Source organism: Halovulum dunhuangense (assembly GCF_013093415.1).
In the GTDB taxonomy this organism is placed as follows: Bacteria; Pseudomonadota; Alphaproteobacteria; order Rhodobacterales; family Rhodobacteraceae; genus Halovulum; species Halovulum dunhuangense.
Genome location: NZ_JABFBC010000002.1, coordinates 727191 through 747220 on the forward strand (window position 1 = coordinate 727191; position 20030 = coordinate 747220).

A 20030-nucleotide genomic window follows, 5' to 3' on the forward strand; every position below is an offset into this window, starting at 1 on the left:
GGTCAGGTAGGCGGCTGCCAGTCGCGGATGAAAGCGAAGGCTTCTTCCGCCGTGTCGACATAGTGGAACAGGCTCAGGTCGTGGTCCGAGATCGTCCCCGCCTCGGCCAGCGCCTGCCAGTTCACCACCCGTTCCCAGAAGCTGCGCCCGAACAACAGGATCGGCAGCGGCTTCATCCGCCCGGTCTGCACCAGGGTCAGCGTCTCGAACAACTCGTCCAGCGTGCCGAAGCCCCCCGGAAAGGCGGTGATCGCCTTGGCCCGCATCAGGAAATGCATCTTGCGGATCGCGAAATAATGGAAGTTGAAACAGAATTCGGGCGTCGCGTGCAGGTTCGGCGCCTGTTCATGCGGCAGCACGATGTTGAGGCTTATGTTCTTGCCGCCCGCGCGTTCCGCCCCGCGGCAGCCCGCCTCCATCACGCCGGGGCCACCGCCCGAGATGATGACATTCTCCTTGCACCCGCTCTTCAGGCTCTCCAGCGTGCAGAGCCGGGCGAATTCCTCGGCCTGGGCGTAGTAGTAGGACAGCTCCGCCAGCGTCTTGGTGCGCGCCTTGTGGCTGTCCTCGGGCGCGGGGATGCGGGCGCCGCCGAACATCACGATGGTGGACACGATCCCGGCCGCGTTCAGCGCCAGTTCCGGCTTCAGCAGTTCCAGCTGCAACCGCACCGGGCGCAGTTCGTCGCGCAGCAGGAACTCCGGATCGGCAAAGGCCAGGCGATAGGTCGGCGCCCGCGTCTGGGGCGTGTCCGGCACATGGCGCGCGGTGCTGATATCCTCGTCGGCCTTGGGAAACCTGTGCTGCGGAAACTGGTCGGTCATGCGATTGGTCCCTCTCGCGCGATTGCGCCTAGCTTGCGCCAAGCTCTATAGGCTGGCCTGCACGATGACCAGTCACAGCCTTGCGGGAGCATGGGACATGCAGCCAGAGCATCTTCGCGCCGAAATCGCGCGCGCCGCCGCCCGGATCGAGGGCCATGTGCGCCGCACCCCCGTGACCCAGGCCGAGCTGCCGGGCCTTGGCGCGCCCGTCGAACTCAAGCTCGAGCAGCTTCAGCACTCGGGCAGCTTCAAGGCCCGTGGCGCGTTCAACACGCTGCTTGCGGGCGGGATCCCGCCGGCGGGCATCGTCGCCGCCTCGGGCGGCAATCACGGCGCGGCGGTGGCCTTCGCCGCGGCCCGGCTGGGCATCCCGGCCCAGGTCTTCGTGCCCGAGATAGCGGGCCCCGCAAAGATCGCCCTTATCCGCGAGAGCGGCGCGCGGCTGACCGTTGTGCCCGGCGCCTATGCCGAGGCGCTGGCCGCGGCGCAGGCCTTCGAGGCCGAAACCGGGGCGGTGCAGATCCATGCCTATGACGCGCCGGCCACCGTGGCGGGACAGGGCACGCTGGCCCGCGAATGGGAAACGCAGGGCCTGTCCGCCGACACGGTGCTGATCGCGGTCGGCGGCGGTGGGCTGATCGCCGGGGCCCTGGGCTGGTTCGGGTCCGCGCGCAAGGTGGTGGCGGTCGAGCCCGAACAGGCCGCGACGCTGCGCAACGCGCTCCTGCACGGCCCGGACACGGAAACCGACGTCTCGGGGATCGCGGCCAACGCGCTGGGCGCGCGACGCATCGGGCGCATCGCCTACGGGCTTGCCACCGCGCTGGACACGACCGTCGTGACCGTGCCCGACGACGCCATCGCCAAGGCGCAGCGTCTGCTCTGGCGCGGGATGCGCCAGCTGGTAGAGCCGGGCGGCACAACGGCGCTCGCCGCGCTCGTTTCGGGCGCCTACCGCCCCGCGCCGGGCGAACGGGTCGCGGTGCTGGTCTGCGGCGGCAACATCGCGCCGGATCCGCTTGCGGATGGCTGAGGCGCACGCGCGATTGCAGCAAGCCCCCCAAGCCTCTATACGCAGCGCCAACTTGGGCGAAACCCGCACCGGAGGGATCAGCGACATGGACACCGCGCAACTGGAAAAAGCGATCGAGGCCGCCTGGGAGACCCGGGCCGAGATCACCCCCGCCACCAGGGGCGAGACCCGCGACGCCATCGAGGCGACGCTCGACGCGCTCGACAGCGGGCAGCTGCGCGTGGCCGAGCGTGCCGAGAACGGCGACTGGCAGGTCAACCAGTGGGCGAAGAAGGCGGTTCTGCTGGGCTTCCGTCTGAAGGACATGGAACGCCAGGACGGCAGCCCCCAGGGTGGCGCCTGGTGGGACAAGGTGGACAGCAAGTGGAAGGGCTGGGGCGATGCCGAGTGGCGGGCCGCGGGCTTCCGCGCCGTTCCGAACTGCGTCGTGCGCCGCTCGGCCTATATCGCGAAGGGTGTGGTGCTGATGCCCAGCTTCGTGAACCTCGGCGCCTATGTCGACGAGGGGACCATGGTCGACACCTGGGCCACCGTCGGGTCGTGCGCGCAGATCGGCAAGAACGTGCACCTCTCGGGCGGCGTCGGCATCGGCGGCGTGCTGGAGCCGATGCAGGCCGGCCCCACCATCATCGAGGACAACTGCTTCATCGGCGCCCGCTCCGAGGTGGTCGAGGGCTGCATCGTGCGCGAGGGTTCGGTGCTGGGCATGGGCGTGTTCATCGGCAAGTCCACCAAGATCGTCGACCGCGAGACCGGCGCGGTCATGTATGGCGAGGTGCCGCCCTATTCGGTCGTCGTCGCGGGCTCCATGCCCTCGAAGAACGGCGTGAACCTGTATTGCGCCGTGATCGTGAAGCGGGTGGACGAAAAGACCCGCTCCAAGACCTCGATCAACGACCTGCTCCGGGACTGATCACGCGCGAGGATCCGGCATGCGTGATCGCATAAAGAAGCTGTGGCATTATCACAGGAACAGGCGCAAACCTGCGCATGTCACCGCAACGATTGATGCCACGGGCAATGATGTCCGGGTTCTATGTGGCCCGGCATCCTTTCAGATTCGTAGCCCGGAGCATGACCTCGGTCAGCGGGAGCATTTCGATTTCGTCCTGTTTGGCCTGGCGGCGATTTCCATGTCGCGCAACATGGCGATCAGTCTCGATGCCCCGGTCAGCCAAGCCGGGGTGGACACGATCAAAGGCATCGCCAACCTCTACGAACTCTGGAGCATACCGAGACTTGCGCCGCTTCGTGTTGAAGCGCGGCACGTTGTTGAAGAGCCACAACCGCGCAAGGCGACCGGTACAGCCTTGTGCTTGTCAGGCGGCACCGACTCGCTTGCGGCCGCCGTCGAACTCAAGGCTCGGGGCGAGCTGACGCACGGTGTACTGATTGCCGGATTCGACTATCCGGATTTCACCCATCCGTCATTCCTGGACCTCCGCCAACGCGTGCAGGCACAGGCGGATCTTCTGGGTATAACTCTTGTAACGCTGGAAACCGACATTCGCGCGACCGGGGTCAAATGGGAACTCCTGCACGGATTATGCCTCGCGATGGGGCTCCATTACTGTGCGCCCTTGATCGGCAAGGCCGCTCTCGCGATGGACTTCACCCGGGGACAGGATCACATCGCGCATCCCTGGGGTTCAAGCATCGCCCTGACGGAGAAGATGGGCACCGCACTTCTGCCCATGATCCCGGTGGGTGCGGAGTACGGCCGAACCGACAAGATCGGAGTGCTGATGAGAGAGGCGCCCGAACTTGTGCCTCATCTATCGGTCTGCTGGCAGACCGATAGCGGTGGCAGCTGCGGCGCTTGCCCGAAATGCATCCGGACACGGCTGAACTTCATAGCCGCCGGAGGATCCGAGCCGGATATCTTCGCGCAGAAAGTATCCATCATCGACGCCCTGGATGGGCTCGCGAAGCCGCGAAAGATGTCGAAGATACGGAACGATCTGATTTTCATGGTGGACATTATGCAGAACCTGCCAGAAGGCGATCTGCGAAACGCAGTGGCGCGGCAAGTCGAAACCCTGCGGCGAGCCTATGTCGGAACCATGCCCTGACACCACGCCTTGCCAGAAAGGTGACAAGAATGCCCGGCGAGAAGCACAAGGTCTATACGCTGCTGGTCGAGGTCGGCCGCAAGGACGGCGACGGTCTGCCCGAGGGCAGCACCGGCGCGGCACTTCTGTGCTACGCTTCAGGCGTGGACGAGGCAGAGGCCGTGCGCGAGACGGTGGCGATCCTGAAACAGGCGGACCTAGCGCCGCTCGACGTGACGGGCTACGGCACGCTGGAGGAACAGCTCGCCGACGGTGCCGAGATCGGCGACGAGGAACGCTCGCTGATGCAGCGGGCACTGGACGAGAACTCGGTGATCGTGGCGCAGATGACACCCTTCGACGGATCGGCGGAAGACTGACCACCGCCGCGACGGAACCGTCACGAAGCTGTAAACTCCTGCCGCTAATGCTAGATTTCCCGACGATCCGGCCAACAGGGGGGTATCACCATGAAAATCGCGGTTCTGGGCGGCGACGGCTTCTGCGGCTGGCCCACCACGCTGCACCTGTCCGACAAGGGCCACGAGGTGCATATCCTCGACAACCTGTCGCGCCGCTGGATCGACACGGAACTCGGCGTGCAGTCACTGACGCCGATGGACTCGATCCAGGAACGCACCCGGATCTGGCACCAGGAAACCGGGCGGCGGATCCATTTCCACCTGATCGACATCGCGAAGGATTACGAGATCCTGAAGCGGTGGCTGGCCGAACACCGGCCCGACGCGATAATCCACTTCGCCGAACAGCGCGCCGCGCCCTATTCGATGAAGTCCGACCGGCACAAGGTCTATACCGTCAACAACAACGTCTCGGGCACGCATAACCTGCTGTCGGCGATGGTCGAGACGGGCATCGACGCGCATCTGGTGCACCTGGGCACGATGGGCGTCTATGGCTACTCGACCGTGGGCGCCGCCATCCCCGAGGGGTATCTGCCGGTCAGGATCGCCACAATGGACGGCGCCGAGGCAGAGCAGGAGATCCTTTACCCGACGCGGCCCGGATCGGTCTATCACATGACCAAGAGCCTCGATCAGATCCTGTTCCAGTTCTATGCCCAGAATGACGGCCTCAGGATCACCGACCTGCACCAGGGCATCGTCTGGGGCACCCATACCGAACAGACACGCCGCCATCCGCAGCTCATCAACCGCTTCGATTATGATGGCGATTACGGCACCGTGCTGAATCGGTTCCTGATCCAGGCGGCGATCGACTACCCGCTGACCGTGCACGGCACCGGGGGGCAGACGCGGGCCTTCATCCATATCCAGGACTCGGTCCGCTGCATCGAGCTGGCGCTGTCTGACGCGCCAAAGGCGGGCGACCGGGTGCGCATATTCAACCAGATGACCGAAACCCACCGCGTGCGCGACCTGGCAGAGCTTGTCTCGCGCCTGACCGGCGCCCGGATCGCGTGGCTTCCGAACCCCCGCAAGGAAGCGCCCGAGAACGACCTGGTGGTGAAGAACGAGCAGTTCCTGTCACTGGGCCTGAACCCGACCACGCTTCGGGAGGGGCTTCTGGAGGAGGTGGTCGACGTGGCCAGGAAATTCGCCTACCGCGTGGACCGCTCGCGCATCCCGTCGGTTTCCGCCTGGACCCGCGACATCGCCCGCAAGGTGGAACGCGACCCCGAGGGCAAGGCGCTGAAATCCGTCTCCTGACATGGATGGACTGACCCCGGCGCGGCCTGCCGCAGCGCCTCACGCCTTTGTCACGCTGGTCACCAATGACGGCTACGCGCGCGGCGCGGGCGCGCTGCTGAACGCGCTGCGGCTGTCCGGCACGCAGGCCGACCTGGTGGTGCTGCACACCGGCGGCGTGTCGCACGCAGCCCTCGCGCGGCTGGCAGACCGGGGCGCGCGGCTGATCGCGGCGGACGTGCTGCCCACCTCGGACGCGTTCAACGCGGCCCATGCGCGCCAGGCGGTGCATGGCGCGGCCCCCTTCACCAAGGGCCGCAAGCCGCCCTTTCACACGCCGCTCGACAATTTCATCAAGCTCCGGCTCTGGCAGCTGGAGGAGTACCGCCGCGTGGTGTTCATCGACGCCGACGCGCTGGTGCTGCGCAACATCGACAATCTGTTCGACTACCCCGAGTTCTCGGCCGCGCCCAATGTCTATGAAAGCCTTGCCGACTTTCACCGGCTGAACTCCGGCGTGTTCGTGGCGCGCCCCTCGTCCGCCACCTATCGCGACATGCTGGCGCGGCTCGATGTTCCGGGCGCCTTCTGGCGGCGGACCGACCAGACTTTCCTCCAGGAATATTTCCCCGGCTGGCACGGGCTGCCGGTGTTCTGCAACATGCTCCAGTATGTCTGGTTCAACATGCCCGCGCTGTGGGACTGGCGCTCGATCCGGGTGCTGCACTACCAGTACGAAAAGCCGTGGGAGACGGACAACCCCCGCCGCGCGCAACTCAAGCCCCTGATCGACCTCTGGCATGCCTATGAGGCGGGCGAGCCCCCCGCGCTGGACCGCCTCGAAAACCCCGCGCCATGAGGCGCGCGCTCATCACCGGCGGCACCGGCCTTGTCGGCCACCCCGTCACGCAGGCGCTTCGCGCACGGGGCTGGCAGGTCACGCATCTGGCCCGCCGCCCCGTCCCCGGGGCAGAGTGGCTGCACTTCACGCTGGACGCCCCGCCAGAGCGGCTGCCAGCGGCGGATGCCCTGATCCACGCCGCATTCGACCATGTGCCGGGGCGCTACCGTGGCGGCGAGGGCGAGGATCCCGACGGCTTTCGCAGGCGCAACCTGAATGGCACCCTGGCCCTGTTCCGCGCCGCGCGCGCGGCAGACATCCCGCGCGCGGTGTTCCTGTCCAGCCGCGCCGTCTTTGACGCCTGCGCGCCCGGCACCCTGCTGACCGAGGACATGGCCCCTGCCCCCGCCTCGCTTTACGGACGGCTCAAGGCAGAGACAGAGGCCGCGATCACAGCCCTGGCCACGCCCTCCTTCGCCCCTCTCACGCTGCGCGCCACGGGCGTCTATGGCCCGCCCCCGCCCGACCGGGCCCACAAATGGGCGGGGCTGTTCGCCGATTTCCTGCGCGGGCAACCCATCGCGCCGCGTGTCGGAACGGAACTGCACGCCCAGGATCTGGCCGCTGCGGTCCTGCTGCTGCTGGAAGCCTCGGCCCAGACCGTGACAGGCCGCGCCTTTCATGCCTCGGACATCACCCTCGACCGGCACGACCTGCTGAGCCATGTCGCGCGCCTTGCCGGCAGCCCGCACCCGCCGCCGCCCCGCGCCGATGCCACGCGGGTCAGCCCGCTCGACTGTGCGGGACTGGGCGCGCTTGGCTGGCAGCCCGGCGGCTGGCCCCTGCTCCAGGCGACGCTGCCGCGGCTTCTGCCCCACCCGCCCGGCAATGCCTGCCCTTGACCCGCGCCGCGCCAGCGGTGAAAAGCCCTGAAACACGCGGAGTTTTCCCATGGGCAAGGCGCTTCTGGTCATCGACGTGCAAAACGACTTCTGCCCCGGCGGCGCGCTGGCCGTGGCCGAGGGGGATCAGGTCGTCGGCCCGATCAACGCCATCATGGCCGATTTCGACGTGGTGGTGCTGACCCAGGACTGGCACCCCGCGGACCACCGATCCTTCGCCTCGCAGCATCCGGGCGCGGCCCCCTTCTCCACCACGCAGATGCCCTATGGCACCCAGGTGCTCTGGCCCGATCACTGCGTGCAGGGCACCAGCGGCGCCGCCTTCCATCCGGCGCTGGAGCGTGACCCCGCCCAGCTTGTGCTGCGCAAGGGCTTTCGCGCCGCGATCGACAGCTACTCGGCCTTTTTCGAGAACGACAAGGCGACGCGCACGGGGCTTGCCGGCTACCTGCGCGACCGCGGCGTGACGGACGTGACGCTGGCGGGCCTTGCCACCGATTTCTGCGTCGCCTGGTCCGCGATGGATGCGGTGAAGGAAGGCTTCCGCGCCACCGTCCTGATGGGCGCAAGCCGGGCCATCGATCTGGACGGCTCTCTGGACAAGGCCATCGCCGACATGAAGGCCGCGGGCGTGGTGCTGGCATGATCGATCTGGCCAAGCGCGTCCACGACCACACCTGGAAGATCGACCCGATCGTCCGCTCGCTGCTCGATACCGACTTCTACAAGCTGATGATGGCCCAGACGGTCCAGAAGCGGCACCCGGATGTCGAGGTGACCTTCTCGCTGATCAACCGCTCGAAGCATGTGCCGCTGGCCGAACTGGTGTCGGAACAGGAATTGCGCGAACAGCTCGACCATGTCCGCACGCTGCGCCTCAGCCGGGGCGAAGTGACCTGGCTGCGCGGCAACACCTTTTATGGCAAGCAGCGCATGTTCAGCCCGGACTTCATCGACTGGTTCGAGAAGTTCCGCATGCCCGAATACCACCTCGAACGCGTGGGCGACCAGTACGAGCTGACCTTTCACGGTCCCTGGGCCGAGGTGATGCTCTGGGAGGTGCCGGCGCTTGCCATCCTGATGGAACTGCGCTCGCGCGCGGTGCTGAGGCACCTGGGCAAGCTGGACCTTCAGGTGCTCTATGCCCGCGCCATGACCCGCGTCTGGGAAAAGATCCAGGGCCTGCGCGATCTGCCCGACCTGCGCATCTCGGATTTCGGAACGCGGCGACGGCATGGCTTCCTGTGGCAGGACTGGTGCGTGCAGGCCATGATCGAGGGGCTGGGTCCGCGTTTCGCCGGCACCTCCAACTGCCTGATCGCGCTGCGGCGCGAGGTCGAGGCGATCGGCACCAACGCGCACGAACTGCCGATGGTCTATGCCGCGCTGACCGACAGCGACGCGGACCTTGCCGCCAGCCCCTACAAGGTGCTCGAGAACTGGCAGAAGGATTACAGCGGCAACCTGCTGGTGATCCTACCCGACACCTTTGGAACCAGGGCGTTTCTGCAGAACGCGCCGGCCTGGGTCACGGAATGGACCGGGGTGCGCATCGATTCGGGCGATCCGGCCGAAGGCGCGCGCACCGCGATCGACTGGTGGACCGCGCACGGCCAGGACCCGCGGCAGAAGCTCATCATCTTTTCCGACGCGCTGGACGTGGCCAAGATCCGCGAGCTTTACGCCGAGTTCCACGGAAAGGTGAAGCTCAGCTTCGGCTGGGGGACGCTGCTGACCAACGATTTCCGCGGCCTGGGCGACGACGACCGGCTCGCCCCGTTCTCGCTGGTCTGCAAGGCGGTCGCGGCGAACGGGCGGCCCACCGTCAAGCTGTCGGACAACCACGCCAAGGCGATGGGGCCGGAGGCCGAGATCGCGCGCTACAAGCGCGTGTTCGGCATGACCAGCCAGCGCGAGGGCGAGCTGATCGTCTGACCCCTCAGCGTCCGCGCAACGGCCCGTTCCAGTGCCGCGGCGGCTTCGGCCGTTCATGCGCCTCGGGCGCGGGCAGGGCCAGTTGCCGCGGCGCGGTCAGCGGCGCCCGGACACGGGGCTCGGGCGTGGTCGCCCAGTCCTCGGGCAGCCCGTAAAGACGGCATATCTCCCGGTGCCGCTCGGTCAGGACGGCGCGGAAGATCTCTTCCATCACCCGCCGCCGGTCCTGCTCGTAGGCCTCTTCCGTCTCGCTCCTGTACAGGAACATGCCGCCCCCCATTCCACCTCTGCCGACGATATCGCGCACCCACCCGGCGCGGCAATGCGCAGGCCGCCCGGATTTCCCCGATTGCTTAACGGATGCTTGACGCCACCCGCTTGCCGATCCGCCGGCACGACGCTAACGAAAGACGCAGGGCAGGAGAGCAGGTGCAGCATGGACGCGGTATTTCTAGATCTCGACGGGACGCTGATCGACCCGAAGGTGGGCATCACGACCTCCATCCAGCACGCGCTGCGCGAACTGGGCGCGGAAGTCCCGACGCCCGAAGAACTGACCTGGTGCATCGGCCCGCCGCTCTGGGACAGCTTTGCCGTGCTGCTCGGGCCCGGCGCGGATCTCGACCTGGCCGTGGCACTCTACCGCGAGCGTTTCACCACCGAGGGGCTTTTCGAGGCCGAGGTCTATGACGGCGTGGGCGAGATGCTGGAGGAACTGCGCGACACCGGCGCTGGCCTGTGGATCGCCACGTCGAAGCCCCATGCCTATGCCACGACGATCGCCGATCATTTCGGCCTATCCTCCTGGATTGACGGGCTGTTCGGTGCGGAACTCGACGGCACCCGCGGCGACAAGAGCGCGCTTCTGGCCCATGCGCTGGCCGAAACCGGCATCGACCCCGCCAAGGCGGTGATGCTGGGCGACCGCCGCTTCGACATCGACGGCGCGCGCAACAACCACATGCCATCGATCGGCGCGCTGTGGGGCTATGGCGAGGAGGGCGAGCTGCACCTGGCGGAACCCGATGCGCTGGCCGGCCACCCCGAGGAAGTCGCGGAAATCGCCGCGGAAATGATGGGCCTTGCCGACTGAGCCCTTGGCGTGCAGAGCCGCTCATGCATGATGAAAGCCCCCGCAACACGGAGCGCCCGGCATGAGCACGCGCCTGATCCAGATCATCCTGCCCGACAGCCTTGCTGACCGGGTCTGCCAGCAGCTTGACGACCTGGACAAGGCGAACTGGTGGCGCAGCGAGCTGATCCGGGACGAGCGCGAACAGGTGTTCGTCCTGGCCAAGTCGGGCGAGGAGCAGGACATAATGGACCGCATCGCCGAAAGCCTCGAGGGAGAGGAGGGCTGGCGCCAGGTGATCCTGCCCGTCGAGGCGGTCGCGCCCGAACTTCTGAGCGAGGAAGAGAAAGAGGCGCAGGCGACCCGGTCGCGGACCGCCGCCCGCGAGGAAATCCTTGCCGGTGTGCGCGGCAACGCGGCGCTGACTACCGACTTCCTGCTGATGACGGCGCTTGCCACGGTGGTCGCGGCGATCGGGCTCAACTCCGACCAGATGGCGGCGGTGATCGGCGCCATGGTGATCGCGCCGCTTCTCGGGCCCGTCATGGGCGTGGCGCTTGGTGTCGCACTCGGGCTGCGGGGGCTGATCCTGCACGCCACCCTGTCGCTGCTGGCGGGCTTTGCCGCGTGCATCGCCTCCAGCGCGGCGATGGCGCTGGTGCTGCCCATCAACATGGAAAGCGAGCTGCTGGACTACGCGCAGCCCGTGGGCCTTGGAACAATGGCACTGGCGCTGGCCTCGGGCGCGGCGGCGGCGCTGGCCACCGCGACCGCGAAATCCAGCCCTCTGGTGGGCGTCATGGTCGCAGCCGCCATCCTGCCGCCCATCGCGGCAGCGGGTCTTCTGCTTGCGGGCGGCGCCTTTCTCGAGGCGGCGCGCGCGGGCTTCATCGTTGTCGTAAACCTGGCCTGCATCACCCTTTCGGCGCAGGCCGTCTTCATCGCGAAGGGCATCCGCCCGCGCCGCTGGTCGGAACTGCGGCGGGCCGAAACCTCGTGGGCGCTGAACACGGTGGCGCTGGTGATCCTGCTGGCGATCATGGGCGCGATCATCGTCTTCTGGGACGTGATCTGACCCCTTGCCCTTCGCGCGCGGCGGGGCCAATCTCCGGCGCCATGACCATTGACCCCGTCGATCTGACCGCCCGCCTTGTCCGCTGCCCCTCGATCACCCCCGAGGAGGGCGGCGCCCTGCAACTTCTCGACCGCCTGCTGAGCGAGGCCGGCTTCCGCACCGTCCGGGTGGACCGAGGCGGCACGCCGAACCTGTTCGCGCGCTGGGGCGACGGCCGCAACGGACGCAGCTTCGGCTTCAACGGCCACACCGACGTGGTGCCCACCGGCCCGCGCGAGAAATGGAGCGTGGATCCCTTCGGGGCCGAGATCATCGACGGCTATCTCTACGGGCGCGGCGCCACGGACATGAAGTCGGGCGTCGCCGCCTTCGTCGCCGCCGCCATCGACTTCGTGCGGGAAACCCCGCCCGACGGATCGGTCGTCATCACCGTCACCGGCGACGAGGAAGGCGGCGCCGAACACGGCACGGTCGCCATCCTCGACTGGATGGACCGGCAGGGCGAGCGGATGGATGTCTGCCTGGTGGGCGAACCCACCTGCCCCGAACGCCTGGGCGACATGATGAAGATCGGGCGCCGCGGATCGCTGACCGCCTTCTTCACCGCAACCGGCGTGCAGGGCCATTCCGCCTATCCGCACCGGGCGAAGAACCCGCTGCACGCGCTGGTCGCGCTGATGGGGCGGCTGACCGAAACGCCGCTGGATGCGGGCACCGACCATTTCGATCCCTCGACGCTTCAGATCACCACCATCGACGCCGGCAACCCGGCGACCAACGTGATCCCCGGCAGCGCCACCGCCACCGTGAACATCCGCTACAACGACCTGCACAGCGGCGAGAGCCTGACCCGCTGGCTGGACGAGCACGCCCGCGCCGTGACCGGGGCGACCGGCGTCGGCATCGCGCTCAGGATCCACAATTCGGGCGAATCCTTTCTTACCCCGCCGGGCGATCTGTCCGACCTGATCGCCGGCGCGGTGCGAGAGGAAACCGGGCTCGACCCGGTGCTCTCCACCTCGGGGGGTACCTCGGATGCGCGCTTCGTGAAGGATCACTGCCCGGTGGTCGAGTTCGGGCTGGTGGGCGAGCGGATGCACGCGGTGGACGAACGCGTCGCGGTGGATCATGTCCACCGGCTCAAGGCGATCTACAGGCGGATCCTGACCGGCTATTTTGCCTGATCCGCAGCCCATATCGCCCAATGCAGGCCCGCCGCCGCCACGGCAGGGGGCTTCGGCCACGGCCAGCGGCATCGGCCTGATGATCGCCTTCGCCGCCCTTGCGCCCTGGATCGACATCCTGGCCAAGATGGCGGCGGGCAGCATCCCGCCGGTGCAGATGAGCCTTGCACGGTTCGCGTTGCAGGCGGCTCTGCTTTTCCCCGTGGTCGCACTCACCGCCGGCCTGCGGCTGCCCGCGCCCCGCATCCTGCGCCTGCACTTGGCACGGGGCGTGCTGATGGCGCTGGCCTCGGTCGCCTTCATCGCGGCGGTGCAGGCGATGCCACTGGCCGACGCGATGGCGATCTTCTTCGTCACCCCCCTGATCCTGACCGCCCTCGGCGGACTGCTGCTGGGCGAGGAGGTCGGCTGGCGAAGGCTGTCGGCGTGCCTTGTGGGTTTTCTGGGCGCGATCCTGGTGGTGCGCCCGTCCTTCGCGGATCTGGGCTGGGTGGCGACCCTGCCGCTGGCCACCGCACTCTGCTTCGTGGCCTATATCCTGCTGACCCGCCGCCTGTCGGGATCCGAGGGGGCGGTCGCGATGCAGGCCTGGTCGGGGCTGTTCGGGACCCTGACCGCGGCAGCGCTGCTGGTCGTGGGGGCGTCGCTCGGCTGGGCCTCCTTCGCACCGGTCTGGCCCGATGCGGGGGGCTGGGCGCTGATGGCGGGCACCGGGATCGTGGCCACCGTCTCGCACCTGTTCCTGGTGGCAGCCTTCGCGCGGGCGCCAACCCCGATCCTTGCACCGCTCCAGTACCTGGAAATCGTCTCGGCCACGCTGTTCGGCTACTGGCTGTTCGGCGATTTCCCCGAACCGCTGACCTGGGCCGGCATCGCGATCATCGTGGGCTCGGGGCTGTTCGTGCTCTGGCGCGAGGCGCGGGTGCGGGGCTGACAGCCAGAGGCCCCGGGTCAGGCCCGGGGCGCGCCGTGCACCATCGGGACGCCTTGCCCTGAAACGGAAAAGGCCCGGCACTGTGCCGGGCCTCTTCCATCCGTATCGACCCCTTGTCAGGCGGCCTTTACCGCCCGCTGGGTCATCACCCGCACCAGGTGCGCGCGGTATTCCGGCGTCGCGTGGATGTCGCCGATCATGCCCGAGGGATCGACCGACAGATCCGCCACCGCCTCGGGGGAGAAGTCGGCAGCCAGTGCCTTCTCGGCCTCTACCCAGCGGAACACGCCGGCATCGGATGCGCCGGTGACCGCGACGCGCACGATCGAGCCGTATTTGGCGACGAACACGCCCACCATCGCGAAACGCGAGGCCGGCTGCTCGAACTTCATGTAGGCGGCCCGCTCGGGGATCGGGAACTTCACCTCGGTGATGATCTCGCCTTCCTCGAGCGCGGTCGCGAACATGCCCTCGAAATAGTCGTCCGCGGCGATCTCGCGCGTGTTGGTCTTGACCGTCGCGCCCGAGGCAAGCACCGCCGCCGGATAGCAGGCGGCCGGGTCGTTGTTGGCAAGGCTGCCGCCGATGGTGCCGCGATTGCGGACCGCCGGATCCCCGATATGGCCCGCCAGATGCGCCAGCGCCGGGTAATGCGCCGCCGCCTCTGCCGCGACCACGGCATGGGGCGTCGCCGCCCCCACGCAAAGCCGCCCCTGATCGTCCATGCAGACGCCCCGCAGTTCCGGGATGCCGGTCAGGCTGACCAGCACCGAAGGCTGCGCCAGGCGCTGCTTCAGCGTCGGGATCAGCGTCTGCCCGCCCGAAAGCGGCTGCGCATCCTCGGCGGCAAGCGCCTTGACCGCCTCGTCGATGCTTGTGGGCCGCGCAAAGTCGAAGTTGTACATGTGTCCCAGTCCTTTCTCAGCGCGCCGCCTGGATCGCCTGCCATACCCGGCCCGGCGTCAGCGGCATGTCGATATGGGCGACCTTGATCCCGCCCGAGTTCAGCGCGTCGATCACCGCGTTCACGATCGCGGGCGGGCTGCCGATGGCGCCTGCCTCGCCGCAGCCCTTCACCCCCAGCGGGTTGTGGGTGCAGGGCGTCTGGCACGAGTGGTCCACATGGATCATCGGCAGATCGTCCGCCCGCGGCATCGCGTAGTCCATGTAGGAGGCTGACAGAAGCTGGCCGTTCGCGTCATAGACGCAGCCCTCGACCAGCGCCTGGCCGATACCCTGCGCCACGCCGCCATGGACCTGCCCCTCGACGATCATCGGGTTGATGACGTTGCCGAAGTCGTCCGCGGCGGCAAAGGCCACGACCTGCACCTTGCCGGTGTCGGGATCGACCTCCACCTCGGCGGCATAGGCGCCGGCCGGATAGGTGAAGTTGGCCGGATCGTAGAAGGCGGTTTCCTCCAGCCCCGGCTCGATGTTCTCGAGCGGGAAGTTGTGGGGGATATAGGCCTTCAGCGCGACCTCGCCCCAGGCCACCTTCTTGTCGGTGCCCTTGACCGAGAAGGCGCCGTTCTCGAACGAGATGTCGTCCTCGGCGGCCTCCATCATGTGGGCGGCGATCTTCCTGGCCTTGGCGATCACCTTCTCGGTGGCGCGCACCAGCGCCGAGCCGCACACCGCAAGACTGCGCGAGCCGTAGGTGCCCATCCCGAACGGGATCTTCGAGCTGTCGCCATGGACGACCTCGATCTGATCCTCGCCGATGCCCAGCATGTCGGCCACCACCTGCGCAAAGGCGGTCTCGTGGCCCTGGCCATGGCTGTGGGCGCCGACCATCACGCTCAGGTTGCCGGTGGCGTTCACCCGGACGGTCGCGGCGTCGTAAAGACCCACGCGGCTGCCAAGCTGCCCCACCAGATTCGAGGGCGCGATGCCGCAGGCCTCGATGTAGCTGACCACGCCCATGCCGCGCAGCTTGCCGCGCGACTCGCTTTCCTTGCGGCGGGCGGCGAACCCGGACACGTCGGCGATTTCCAGCACCTTGTCCATGGTCGCGTCGTAATTGCCGGTGTCATAGACCAGCCCGACCGGGGTGGTGTAGGGGTACATGTCCGGCTTGACGAAGTTCTTGCGCCGCAGCTCGATCGGATCCACGCCCAGCTCGCGCGCCGCCTTGTCGATGATGCGCTCGATCGAATAGGTGGCCTCGGGCCGGCCGGCGCCGCGATAGGCGTCCACCGGGGCGGTGTTGGTGAAGACCGCCTTCACGTTCACATAGACGTTGGGCACCGTGTAGTTGCCCGCCATCAGCGTGCCGTGCAGGAAGGTCGGCGTCGCCGTCGAGAAGTTCGACAGGTAGGCGCCGACGTTGGCCAGCGTCTCGGTCCGGATGGCGAGGAACTTGCCATCGGCATCCAGCGCCAGCTCCATCTTCGTGACGTGGTCGCGGCCATGCGCGTCGGTCATGAACGATTCAGATCGCGTCGCCGTCCACTTCACCGGGCAGCCCAGCTTCTTCGCCGCCGCCAGCACCAGCGCCTCTTCGCCGTAATGGTAGATCTTCGACCCGAAGCCGCCGCCCACATCGGGCGCGATCACCGTCAGCTTGTGCTCGGGGATGCCCAGCACGAAGGCCGAGATCAGCAGCCGGTGCAGATGCGGGTTCTGGCTGGTGGTGGTCAGCTTGTAGTCGCCGGTGCCCGGGTCGTACTCGCCCAGCGAGGCGCGAGGCTCCATCGCGTTCGGCACCAGCCGGTTGTTGACCAGCTCAAGCTTCGTGACATGGGCCGCCGACTTGATCGCGGCATCGGTCGCCTCGCGGTTGGCCTCGATCCAGCCCCAGTCGAAACACTGGTTGGTCTCGATCTCGTCATGCACCAGCGGGCCGCCTTCCAGCGCCTTGCGCATGTCCACGACGGCGGGCAACTCCTCGATGTCGATCTCTATCGCCTCGGCAGCGTCGCGCGCCTGGGCCGCCGTCTCGGCGATCACCGCGGCATAGGCGTCGCCGATGTGGCGCACCTTGCCATGGGCCAGCACCGGGCGCTTGGGCTCCTTCATCGGGGTTCCGTCGCGGCTTTCGATGTACCAGCCGGCGGGATTGCCGCCCACATCCTTGAAATCCTCGCCGGTGAAGATCGCCAGAACGCCGGGCATCGCCGCCGCCCTGGTGGTGTCGATCGACCGGATCTTGCCATGCGCGACGCTCGAGCGCGCAAAGGCGGCGTGCACCTGGCCCACCGCCGAGAAGTCATCCGTGTAACGTCCGCGTCCGGTCAGAAACCGGACATCCTCGCGCCGCTTCGAGCTGGCGCCGATACCGCTATCCTTGGGCATTTCCTGTTCTCCCTGAGTGACCGGGCGCTTGTCCCGGCCGTATCCTTGCGTGGTTCGATGATCCACCCGGGTCGCACCGCCGGGACTGATCCGTCTTTCGCCACCAGGCGCCGTTTTCCGGCGCGTCTTGTCTTCGTTCCATCAGGGCCCTGCCGCGCACCCCCTCGTGCGACGGGCCGGCGCCGGATTATTCGGCCGCCAGCGGCTGAAGCCGCGCGGCCGCGGTCTGAACCGCCTTGACGATGTTGTGGTAGCCCGTGCAGCGGCAGATGTTGCCTTCCAGGTAGTCGCGGATCTCGGCCTCGGTCGGGCTGGGGTTCTCCTTCAGCAGCGCCGCCGCCGACATCACCATGCCCGGCGTGCAGAAACCGCACTGAAGCCCGTGCTCGTCCTGGAACGCCTGCTGCACCACGCCCAGCGTCCCGTCCGGGTTGGCCATCCCCTCGATCGTCGCCACCTCGGCGCCGTCCGCCTCGGCTGCAAGCATCGTGCAGGACTTCACCGCGACGCCGTTCACATGCACGACACAGGCGCCGCACTGCGAGGTGTCGCAGCCGACATGCGTCCCGGTCAGGTGCAGGTCGTCGCGCAGGAACGACGACAGGAGCGTACGCCCCTCGACCGAACCGCGTCTTTCCTTGCCGTTGATTTTAAGCGAGATTTCCAAGATCCCGTCCTCCCATAGTCGTTGGTGCGCGCGGGCGCAGGGCCCGTCGCGTCTCACTCTGAAACGGAATCGGGACGTTTGGAACCCATTTCTTCGAGCCGCCCGCGAAACTTTCTTCACGGCTTCGCGAGACATTCCGCCGCGCCGCAAGCGGGCTTGCAAGCCGCCCCTTCGCACCCGATAACAGGCCCATGATCGGACGCCTGAACCATGTCGCCATCGCGGTGCCGGACCTTGACGCCGCCGCCGCGCAGTATCGTTCGACCCTGGGCGCCACGGTCGGCGAACGCCAGGACGAGCCAGCGCATGGCGTCACGGTCGTGTTCATCACCCTGCCCAACACCAAGATCGAGCTTCTGCACCCGCTGGGCGCGAATTCCCCGATCGCGGGGTTCCTGGAAAAGAACCCGTCAGGCGGGATCCACCACATCTGCTACGAGGTCGACGACATCCTTGCCGCCCGCGACCGCCTGCGCGACGCGGGCGCCCGGGTGCTGGGCGACGGAGAGCCCAAGATCGGCGCGCATGGCAAGCCCGTGCTGTTTCTCCATCCCAAGGATTTCACCGGCACCCTGATCGAACTGGAGCAGGCATGACCATCACCGGGGCCATCGTCCTTTTCGCGGTCATCTGGTTCATGTCGCTTCTGGTCGCATTGCCGCTGGGGCTGCGCACCCATGGCGATGCCGGGCAGAACACCCAGGCCGACCCGGCCTTCGCGCCGGTGAATGCCAATGTGAAGCGCAAGATGATGTGGGTCACGCTGGTGACCTTCCTGCTCTGGGCGCCCCTGTGCCTGGTGATCGCGTCGGGCTGGATCAGCGTCTCCGACCTCGATTTCTACAACCGCTTCAACGACTGAATCCTAAGGATCTGCGCGTTTTTCCGGCATTTGCGCAGGATAATTGCGCACGCCCGCGTGAATTGTGGCGAAAAGACTCGACAGGCGGCCCACGCTCCCTACCCTCATGGGGGCCAAGTGCAACAGGGAGCAAACGATGAAACTGACCGGACTGTTGACGACCGCCTTCGTTCTGGGCCTTGCCGGCATGGCAAGCGCGGGTTGCATGGACATGACCACCGCGACCAAGGACATGACCCCTCTGCCGACCGCGGATGCCGGCAAGGCCACCGCGACGCCCTCGATCCTGCTGCCGCAGGACGGCGCCAAGACCGAGGAAGGCTGACACCTTCCCTCCAGGCCCACGACTATCCTTTCGGGACGGTACGCCGTCCCGCTTTTCATTCCGCCCCGCGCATCCGGTGCCGGTGGAACTGGTGGGTGAAGGCCGCGACCCCGATCACCGGCACGAACAGGTTCAGGACCGGCACCGTCAGCGGCACCGCCAGCAGCGCCCCTGTCAGCCAGATCTCGCCCCGATGCCGCCGCCGCAGGGCGTCCGCCCCCGCAAGCCCCAGCCGCCGCGCCGCGACCAGCTGGTAGTATTCCCGCCCCAGCAGGAAACCGTTCACGGCCCAGAACACCAGCGGCGCGAACACGGCCGACACCACATAGACCACCAGCGCCGCCAGGTTCACCACCACCACAAGCCCCAGGAACCGCACCGCCTCGCGCAGGGCCGCCGCGACCGGCAGGCCGCGCGCGGGCGGCAGGCCCGGGTAATGCCGCGCCTCCACCGCATCGGCGATCCGCTCCAGGAAAAGGCTCATCACCGCCAGCGCGACGGGCGCGACCAGCACCGCCGACAGCACCAGGAATGGCAGCCCCGACAGCCACGCCACCCAGCCCCCCGACAGGTCCACCGCCCCGATAAAAGGCAGGCTCAGCGTGTCGGGCAGAAGCCAGGCCAGAAGCGTCGCGCCGACCCAGACAAGCCCCGCCAGCGCCAGGGCCGTCAGCGCCGCCGTCAGCAGGATCACCGACCAGATGCGCCGGTCGCCCAGTTGCCCCAGCGCGTGGGCGATATCGCCGGGCATCAGGCGTCGATCCGCCGGATCCGGGCGGCCATGTCCGGACGCGGGCGTTCCGGCGGGGCCGCCGTCTCGGTCCCGATCACGACATAGCCGGCCACCTCCTCATGGGGCGCCAGCGCCAGCGCCTCCTCGAGGAAGCCCGCATCGGTCGCCGTCCATCCCGTCAGCCAGCTTGCGCCCCAGCCCGCGGCCAGCGCCGCGTTCACCAGGCTCAGGCAGACCGCCCCCGCGGACAGGAACTGCTCGCGCGCGGGGATCTTGTCGCTGGCCACGGGCGAGGCGACCACCGCCACGATCAGCGGCGCGCCGATGAACATCATCGCGGCCTTTTCCGCGCGCTCGGGCTCCATCCCGGCCTCCAGCCCGCGCCTCAGCGCGATCTCGCCCAGCCGCGCAGGGGCCGTGCCACCGATCACCACCAGCCGCCACGGCTCCAGCTTGCCGTGATCGGGCACCCGCAGGCCCGCGCGCAGGATCGGCTCCAACCCGGCTTCATCGGGCGCCGGCGCCGCCAGCGTCTTGGCCGGGCGCGAGCGGCGCGTGAGCAGGAATTCCAGCACTTCGGGTCGGGGATCGGGCATCACGGGCTCCTCTGGTCTGGCCTTCGCGTCGC

Annotated in this window: 23 protein-coding genes; 16 read left to right on the top strand and 7 right to left on the bottom strand. The window is 67.8% G+C overall.

Going from position 1 to position 20030, the window contains the following annotated elements; genetic code table 11:
• Positions 1–2: 2 nt before the first annotated feature.
• A complete protein-coding gene (locus tag HMH01_RS14195; protein WP_171326418.1) occupies positions 3–824 on the bottom strand; it encodes an LOG family protein in 822 nt (273 codons plus the stop codon).
• A 64-nt stretch (positions 825–888) separates the two neighbouring features.
• On the opposite strand from HMH01_RS14195, the gene HMH01_RS14200 reads away from it, so the two are divergent.
• From HMH01_RS14200 to pncB, 9 genes are all read left to right on the top strand, one after another.
• Positions 889–1857 (top strand): threonine/serine dehydratase, encoded by a 969-nt coding sequence (locus HMH01_RS14200; protein WP_425483614.1) that lies wholly within the window; start codon positions 889–891, stop codon positions 1855–1857.
• Positions 1858–1942: 85 nt separating this feature from the next.
• Positions 1943–2770 carry a 2,3,4,5-tetrahydropyridine-2,6-dicarboxylate N-succinyltransferase gene (gene dapD / locus HMH01_RS14205; RefSeq protein WP_171326419.1) on the top strand — a complete coding sequence of 276 codons (828 nt, stop codon included), beginning with the start codon at positions 1943–1945 and terminating at the stop codon, positions 2768–2770.
• A 19-nt stretch (positions 2771–2789) separates the two neighbouring features.
• The gene (locus HMH01_RS14210; RefSeq protein WP_171326420.1) at positions 2790–3929 is read left to right on the top strand and encodes a hypothetical protein; all 1140 of its coding nucleotides are present in this window, start codon (positions 2790–2792) and stop codon (positions 3927–3929) included.
• 29 nt (positions 3930–3958) lie between these two features.
• Positions 3959–4288, top strand: coding sequence for a hypothetical protein (locus tag HMH01_RS14215; RefSeq protein WP_171326421.1), 330 nt, complete (start codon positions 3959–3961; stop codon positions 4286–4288).
• A 90-nt stretch (positions 4289–4378) separates the two neighbouring features.
• Positions 4379–5599: an NAD-dependent epimerase/dehydratase family protein gene (locus HMH01_RS14220; RefSeq protein ID WP_171326422.1), complete on the top strand. Its 1221-nt coding sequence runs from the start codon at positions 4379–4381 to the stop codon at positions 5597–5599.
• Between the two features lies 1 nt (position 5600).
• A complete protein-coding gene (locus HMH01_RS14225; protein ID WP_171326423.1) occupies positions 5601–6437 on the top strand; it encodes a glycosyltransferase in 837 nt (278 codons plus the stop codon).
• Positions 6434–7321 carry an NAD-dependent epimerase/dehydratase family protein gene (locus HMH01_RS14230; protein WP_171326424.1) on the top strand — a complete coding sequence of 296 codons (888 nt, stop codon included), beginning with the start codon at positions 6434–6436 and terminating at the stop codon, positions 7319–7321. The genes HMH01_RS14225 and HMH01_RS14230 overlap by 4 nt, the downstream gene beginning before the upstream one ends.
• A 49-nt stretch (positions 7322–7370) precedes the next feature.
• On the top strand, positions 7371–7967 hold the full coding sequence (gene pncA / locus HMH01_RS14235; RefSeq protein ID WP_171326425.1) for a bifunctional nicotinamidase/pyrazinamidase: 597 nt from the start codon (positions 7371–7373) through the stop codon (positions 7965–7967).
• Positions 7964–9256, top strand: coding sequence for a nicotinate phosphoribosyltransferase (gene pncB / locus HMH01_RS14240; RefSeq protein WP_171326426.1), 1293 nt, complete (start codon positions 7964–7966; stop codon positions 9254–9256). Before pncA ends, pncB begins: the two co-directional genes overlap by 4 nt.
• Before the next feature lie 4 nt (positions 9257–9260).
• Here pncB and HMH01_RS14245 read toward each other — a convergent pair whose 3' ends face one another.
• Positions 9261–9524 carry a hypothetical protein gene (locus HMH01_RS14245; protein WP_171326427.1) on the bottom strand — a complete coding sequence of 88 codons (264 nt, stop codon included), beginning with the start codon at positions 9522–9524 and terminating at the stop codon, positions 9261–9263.
• A gap of 168 nt (positions 9525–9692) precedes the next feature.
• On the opposite strand from HMH01_RS14245, the gene HMH01_RS14250 reads away from it, so the two are divergent.
• The 4 genes from HMH01_RS14250 (at position 9693) to HMH01_RS14265 (ending at position 13521) form a co-directional block, all read left to right on the top strand.
• On the top strand, positions 9693–10349 hold the full coding sequence (locus tag HMH01_RS14250; protein ID WP_171326428.1) for an HAD hydrolase-like protein: 657 nt from the start codon (positions 9693–9695) through the stop codon (positions 10347–10349).
• Between the two features lie 61 nt (positions 10350–10410).
• A complete protein-coding gene (locus HMH01_RS14255; protein ID WP_171326429.1) occupies positions 10411–11403 on the top strand; it encodes a TIGR00341 family protein in 993 nt (330 codons plus the stop codon).
• Positions 11404–11444: 41 nt separating this feature from the next.
• Positions 11445–12587 carry a succinyl-diaminopimelate desuccinylase gene (gene dapE, locus HMH01_RS14260; RefSeq protein ID WP_171326430.1) on the top strand — a complete coding sequence of 381 codons (1143 nt, stop codon included), beginning with the start codon at positions 11445–11447 and terminating at the stop codon, positions 12585–12587.
• Positions 12580–13521 carry a DMT family transporter gene (locus HMH01_RS14265; RefSeq protein ID WP_484496821.1) on the top strand — a complete coding sequence of 314 codons (942 nt, stop codon included), beginning with the start codon at positions 12580–12582 and terminating at the stop codon, positions 13519–13521. The genes dapE and HMH01_RS14265 overlap by 8 nt, the downstream gene beginning before the upstream one ends.
• A 116-nt stretch (positions 13522–13637) precedes the next feature.
• Here the strand turns inward: HMH01_RS14265 and HMH01_RS14270 are convergent, their stop codons facing one another.
• The 3 genes from HMH01_RS14270 to HMH01_RS14280 all read right to left on the bottom strand — a co-directional run bounded on the left by HMH01_RS14270 (position 13638) and on the right by HMH01_RS14280 (position 17485).
• Complete coding sequence (locus tag HMH01_RS14270) at positions 13638–14426, bottom strand: FAD binding domain-containing protein (RefSeq protein WP_171326432.1); 789 nt, start codon at positions 14424–14426, stop codon at positions 13638–13640.
• A gap of 16 nt (positions 14427–14442) precedes the next feature.
• The gene (locus HMH01_RS14275) at positions 14443–16815 is read right to left on the bottom strand and encodes a xanthine dehydrogenase family protein molybdopterin-binding subunit (protein WP_171326433.1); all 2373 of its coding nucleotides are present in this window, start codon (positions 16813–16815) and stop codon (positions 14443–14445) included.
• Positions 16816–17002: 187 nt separating this feature from the next.
• Complete coding sequence (locus tag HMH01_RS14280; protein ID WP_343035339.1) at positions 17003–17485, bottom strand: (2Fe-2S)-binding protein; 483 nt, start codon at positions 17483–17485, stop codon at positions 17003–17005.
• Between the two features lie 188 nt (positions 17486–17673).
• On the opposite strand from HMH01_RS14280, the gene mce reads away from it, so the two are divergent.
• The 3 genes from mce to HMH01_RS14295 all read left to right on the top strand — a co-directional run bounded on the left by mce (position 17674) and on the right by HMH01_RS14295 (position 18669).
• Positions 17674–18078 (top strand): methylmalonyl-CoA epimerase, encoded by a 405-nt coding sequence (gene mce, locus HMH01_RS14285; RefSeq protein WP_171326435.1) that lies wholly within the window; start codon positions 17674–17676, stop codon positions 18076–18078.
• Positions 18075–18344, top strand: coding sequence for a DUF1467 family protein (locus HMH01_RS14290; RefSeq protein WP_171326436.1), 270 nt, complete (start codon positions 18075–18077; stop codon positions 18342–18344). Before mce ends, HMH01_RS14290 begins: the two co-directional genes overlap by 4 nt.
• A 136-nt stretch (positions 18345–18480) precedes the next feature.
• Entirely contained in the window at positions 18481–18669 is a 189-nt protein-coding gene (locus tag HMH01_RS14295) for a hypothetical protein (protein WP_171326437.1), read from the top strand.
• 55 nt (positions 18670–18724) lie between these two features.
• On the opposite strand, the gene HMH01_RS14300 is transcribed toward HMH01_RS14295, so the two are convergent.
• Both HMH01_RS14300 and HMH01_RS14305 read right to left on the bottom strand, forming a co-directional pair.
• Positions 18725–19420 carry an EI24 domain-containing protein gene (locus HMH01_RS14300; RefSeq protein WP_171326438.1) on the bottom strand — a complete coding sequence of 232 codons (696 nt, stop codon included), beginning with the start codon at positions 19418–19420 and terminating at the stop codon, positions 18725–18727.
• Positions 19420–19998 (bottom strand): nitroreductase family protein, encoded by a 579-nt coding sequence (locus HMH01_RS14305; RefSeq protein WP_171326439.1) that lies wholly within the window; start codon positions 19996–19998, stop codon positions 19420–19422. The genes HMH01_RS14300 and HMH01_RS14305 overlap by 1 nt, the downstream gene beginning before the upstream one ends.
• Between the last annotated feature and the right edge of the window lie 32 nt (positions 19999–20030).

Coding starts and splice junctions, on each gene's coding strand:
- HMH01_RS14195 (WP_171326418.1), bottom strand. CDS start 824: ATGACCGACCAGTTTCCGCAGCACAGGTTTCCCAAGGCCGACGAGGAT.
- HMH01_RS14200 (WP_425483614.1), top strand. CDS start 889: ATGACCAGTCACAGCCTTGCGGGAGCATGGGACATGCAGCCAGAGCAT.
- dapD (WP_171326419.1), top strand. CDS start 1,943: ATGGACACCGCGCAACTGGAAAAAGCGATCGAGGCCGCCTGGGAGACC.
- HMH01_RS14210 (WP_171326420.1), top strand. CDS start 2,790: ATGCGTGATCGCATAAAGAAGCTGTGGCATTATCACAGGAACAGGCGC.
- HMH01_RS14215 (WP_171326421.1), top strand. CDS start 3,959: ATGCCCGGCGAGAAGCACAAGGTCTATACGCTGCTGGTCGAGGTCGGC.
- HMH01_RS14220 (WP_171326422.1), top strand. CDS start 4,379: ATGAAAATCGCGGTTCTGGGCGGCGACGGCTTCTGCGGCTGGCCCACC.
- HMH01_RS14225 (WP_171326423.1), top strand. CDS start 5,601: ATGGATGGACTGACCCCGGCGCGGCCTGCCGCAGCGCCTCACGCCTTT.
- HMH01_RS14230 (WP_171326424.1), top strand. CDS start 6,434: ATGAGGCGCGCGCTCATCACCGGCGGCACCGGCCTTGTCGGCCACCCC.
- pncA (WP_171326425.1), top strand. CDS start 7,371: ATGGGCAAGGCGCTTCTGGTCATCGACGTGCAAAACGACTTCTGCCCC.
- pncB (WP_171326426.1), top strand. CDS start 7,964: ATGATCGATCTGGCCAAGCGCGTCCACGACCACACCTGGAAGATCGAC.
- HMH01_RS14245 (WP_171326427.1), bottom strand. CDS start 9,524: ATGTTCCTGTACAGGAGCGAGACGGAAGAGGCCTACGAGCAGGACCGG.
- HMH01_RS14250 (WP_171326428.1), top strand. CDS start 9,693: ATGGACGCGGTATTTCTAGATCTCGACGGGACGCTGATCGACCCGAAG.
- HMH01_RS14255 (WP_171326429.1), top strand. CDS start 10,411: ATGAGCACGCGCCTGATCCAGATCATCCTGCCCGACAGCCTTGCTGAC.
- dapE (WP_171326430.1), top strand. CDS start 11,445: ATGACCATTGACCCCGTCGATCTGACCGCCCGCCTTGTCCGCTGCCCC.
- HMH01_RS14270 (WP_171326432.1), bottom strand. CDS start 14,426: ATGTACAACTTCGACTTTGCGCGGCCCACAAGCATCGACGAGGCGGTC.
- HMH01_RS14275 (WP_171326433.1), bottom strand. CDS start 16,815: ATGCCCAAGGATAGCGGTATCGGCGCCAGCTCGAAGCGGCGCGAGGAT.
- mce (WP_171326435.1), top strand. CDS start 17,674: ATGATCGGACGCCTGAACCATGTCGCCATCGCGGTGCCGGACCTTGAC.
- HMH01_RS14290 (WP_171326436.1), top strand. CDS start 18,075: ATGACCATCACCGGGGCCATCGTCCTTTTCGCGGTCATCTGGTTCATG.
- HMH01_RS14295 (WP_171326437.1), top strand. CDS start 18,481: ATGAAACTGACCGGACTGTTGACGACCGCCTTCGTTCTGGGCCTTGCC.
- HMH01_RS14300 (WP_171326438.1), bottom strand. CDS start 19,420: ATGCCCGGCGATATCGCCCACGCGCTGGGGCAACTGGGCGACCGGCGC.
- HMH01_RS14305 (WP_171326439.1), bottom strand. CDS start 19,998: ATGCCCGATCCCCGACCCGAAGTGCTGGAATTCCTGCTCACGCGCCGC.